Genomic DNA, 3,576 nt, shown 5'->3' on the forward strand with positions numbered 1-3,576 from the left:
CCGTTCTGCACCCAGGTCGGCCACACCGGCCCGCTGATGCCGTCGGAAACCGGCCGCCCGGTGCCCTACCTGGACGAGGTGGCGCTGGACTTCCCCGAGCTGCGCATCGTCGCCGGGCACATCGGCCATCCCTGGACCGAGGAGATGATCGGCGTGGCCTGGAAGCACGATAACGTCTATATCGATACTTCGGCCTACCTGCCGCGTTACTACCCGGCGCCGCTGCTGCAGTTCATGCAGAGCTACGGGCAGGACAAGGTGCTGTTCGGCAGCAACTTCCCGCAGCTGTCCCTCAGCCGCTGCATCAGCCAGGTCGAGGAACTGGGATTGAGCGAGGAAGTGCAGGCGAAATTCCTCCACGAGAATGCCCGGCGGGTGTTCAAGCTGTGAGCCCAAGCCTGGCGCTAGGCTTTGCGTAGCCCGGATGCAATCCGGGAACGTTGTAACGAGCGCCATCGCTGCCCCGGATGGATTGCATCCGGGCTACCGGGTTTGCGTCACCAAGCGCTGTCCAATCCGCACACAAGGAGCCGTCATGAAAGGCCCGCTGTCTTCGCTGAAGATCCTCGATTTCTCCACCCTGCTGCCGGGACCGTTCGCCTCGCTGCTGCTCGCCGACATGGGCGCCGAGGTGTTGCGCATCGAGTCGCCGACGCGCATGGATCTGGTGCGCGTGCTGCCGCCGCACGACGGTGGCGTCTCGGCCAGCCACGCCTACCTCAACCGCAACAAGCGCTGCATCGCCCTGGACCTGAAGCAGCCCGAAGCGGTGGCGCTGGTCAAGCAACTGGTCGCCGAGTACGACATCGTCCTCGAGCAGTTCCGTCCCGGGGTGATGGACAAGCTCGGGGTTGGCTACGAGGCGCTCAAGGCGGTCAACCCCAAGCTGATCTACGTGTCGATCACCGGCTACGGCCAGACCGGCCCCTACAAGGACCGCGCCGGCCACGACATCAATTACCTGGCCCTGGCCGGCATCGCCAGCTATACCGGGCGCCGCGACAGCGGCCCGCTGCCGCTGGGCGTGCAGCTGGCGGATATTGCCGGCGGCTCGCTGCACGGGGTGATGGGCCTGCTGGCGGCGGTGATCCAGCGCCAGGTCACCGGCGAAGGCCAGCAGGTCGATGTGAGCATGACCGACTGCGTCTTCAGCCTGCACGGCATGGCCGGTGCCGGTTACCTGGCCGCCGGGGTCGAACCGCAGATGGAGAACCAGGCGCTCAACGGCGGCAGCTTCTACGACTATTACCGCACCCGCGATGGGCGCTGGTTCTCGGTCGGCAGCCTGGAGCCGCAGTTCATGCAGCAGTTCTGTACCGCCATCGGTCGTCCGGAACTGGCCGAGCGCGGCCTCTCGCCCAGGCCGGAGGAGCAGCAGGCGCTCAAGCGCGAGATCGAGATCGAGTTCGAGAAGCACGATTTCGCAGAGTGGCAGCAGATCTTCGCCGGCCTGGACGCCTGCGTCGAGCCGCTGCTCAGCCTGGCCGAGGCGCTCGAGCATCCGCAGCTCCAGGCTCGCCGGCTGGTCACCGAAGTGCCGCGTGGCGGCAACCCGCCACAGCGGCAGATTGCCTGCCCGATCAGGTTTTCCGGCGGCCTGCCCGCGCCCCGGCATATCGGCGCGCCGCTTGGCGCGCACACCGAAGAGGTGCTGCGCGAGCTGGGCTACTCGGCCGAGCGGATCGCCGAACTCAAGGCCGGCAAAGTCGTGGCCTGACTGCCGGGCATGGCCCGGGCCCGGACAAAGCGACCGCTGGGGTGGTGCACTATACTTGCCACTGCTTTTGCCGCCGGGGCGGGGCAAGCGTTCAACCTGTTGGGAGCTGGTCGAAGGTGATGCTGGGTGGTGGCGATTCCGTTGTACAGCCAATGGGCAACAGGAACGGGATGAAGAGCTATGGCAATCGCAGTTGTCTTGATACTCATCGTTGTTGCATCCGTGCTGTTTCACATCCTGAGCCCTTGGCAGGTGACGCCGCCCGCTTCCAACTGGGGCTCGATAGACTCCACGCTGTTTCTCACCCTGGTCATCACCGGGATCTTTTTCATCGCGGTTACGCTGTTCATGGCCGTGGCGGTGCTGCGCTACCGGCACAAGGCCGGCAGGCGGGCGGACTACCAGCCGGAAAACAAGAAGCTGGAAGGCTGGCTGGTCGTCATCACCACGCTGGGGATCGTCGGCATGTTGGCCCCGGGGCTGGTGGTGTACGACGATTTCGTCCGGGTGCCGAAAAATGCCCAGGAGCTGGAAGTCCTGGCCCAGCAGTGGCAATGGGCTTTCCGTTTTCCCGGCGAGGACGGCAAGCTCGGCCGGACGGATATCAAGTTCAGCGACTCGTTGAACCCTTTCGGTATTGACCGCAATGATCCGGCCGGACAGGACGATGTGCTGGTGAAGAGCAATCAGGTTCGCCTGCCACTCGGCCAACCGGTGAAGGTCCTGCTGCGCTCCAAGGATGTCCTGCACAACTTCTATATCCCGCAGATCCGCAGCAAGATGGACATGGTGCCCGGCATGGTGTCCTACTTCTGGTTTACCCCGACCCAGGTCGGCGAGTACGAGATTCTCTGCGCCGAGTATTGCGGGGTGGGCCACTACAACATGCGCGGGCACCTGCAGGTGGAGGAGCCGCAGGCGTTCGAGAGCTGGCTGAGCGGCCAACCGACCTTTGCCCAGAGCCTGGCGCGCGCGCCCACGCCCGGCCGCGATGCGCTGTTGGAAAAAGGCCGCCAGCTGGCCGAAGGCGCCGGCTGCCAGGCCTGCCATAGCCAGGATGGCAGTGCCAGCCTCGGCCCGGGCTGGAGGGATCTGTACGGGCGCACCGAGCAGCTGGCCGATGGCAGCAGCGTGCAGGTCGACGAGGCCTATCTGAAGGAGTCGATCCTCGACCCCAAGGCCAAGCTGGTCCAGGGTTTTCCACCGGTGATGGTGCCCTACCGCTTCAACGAGGATGAACTGGACGCGCTGGTGGCGCTGATCAAGTCGCTGAGTGCGGCGGCGCGGGAGGGATCTGCGACCGGCGAAGCGGACGACGCGGTCGCCCAGGGGCGGCGACTGGCCGAGTCGCTGGGCTGCCTGGCCTGTCACAGTGTCGATGGCGGCCCGAGCGTCGGCCCCGGCTGGCGCGGCTTGTACGGCAAGACGGAAAACCTCGCCGACGGTTCGCAGGTGGCGGTCGATGAGGGCTATCTAAAAGAGTCTATCCTTAACCCCAGCAGTCAGATCGTCAAAGGCTACCCGGCCATCATGCCGGCGTCTGCCCCGAGCGACGAGGAGCTGCAGGCATTGACCGCGTTTATCAAGTCCCTGGCCGATGCCGATGCCGACGCTGATGCAGGCAAGGTGGAGTCGCAAGAGGTGCGCTGAGCAGTCGGATGCCCCCGAGACTTCGCCAGGAGGGTGATCCGATGGCCTATGCGGAGCAAGCCGAAACGGCGCTGCTGCACGAGCCGAAGAGTTTCCTGACCCGCTATATCTGGAGTCAGGACCACAAGGTTATCGCCATTCAGTACTCGCTGACGGCCATCTTCGTCGGCCTCATCGCCCTGGTGTTGTCCGGCCTGATGCGCATGCAG

The 3,576-nt window shown here is 65.1% G+C and carries 4 protein-coding genes; all 4 read left to right on the top strand.

Annotated elements, in window-relative coordinates:
- A partial coding sequence (locus V6M61_RS18105) for an amidohydrolase family protein (RefSeq protein WP_332777989.1) occupies positions 1-390 on the top strand: 390 nt, incomplete at its 5' end.
- A 145-nt stretch (positions 391-535) separates the two neighbouring features.
- Positions 536-1,717: a CaiB/BaiF CoA transferase family protein gene (locus V6M61_RS18110; protein ID WP_332777990.1), complete on the top strand. Its 1,182-nt coding sequence runs from the start codon at positions 536-538 to the stop codon at positions 1,715-1,717.
- Between the two features lie 180 nt (positions 1,718-1,897).
- The gene (locus tag V6M61_RS18115) at positions 1,898-3,367 is read left to right on the top strand and encodes a cytochrome c oxidase subunit II (protein ID WP_332777991.1); all 1,470 of its coding nucleotides are present in this window, start codon (positions 1,898-1,900) and stop codon (positions 3,365-3,367) included.
- A gap of 8 nt (positions 3,368-3,375) precedes the next feature.
- Positions 3,376-3,576, top strand: a 201-nt coding sequence (locus V6M61_RS18120) for a hypothetical protein (RefSeq protein ID WP_332777992.1), incomplete at its 3' end; no start/stop codon positions are given.

The sequence above is a fragment of the Polaromonas sp. genome, assembly GCF_036676035.1.
GTDB lineage: Bacteria > Pseudomonadota > Gammaproteobacteria > Burkholderiales > Burkholderiaceae_C > Polaromonas.

Coding starts and splice junctions, on each gene's coding strand:
- V6M61_RS18110 (WP_332777990.1), top strand. CDS start 536: ATGAAAGGCCCGCTGTCTTCGCTGAAGATCCTCGATTTCTCCACCCTG.
- V6M61_RS18115 (WP_332777991.1), top strand. CDS start 1,898: ATGGCAATCGCAGTTGTCTTGATACTCATCGTTGTTGCATCCGTGCTG.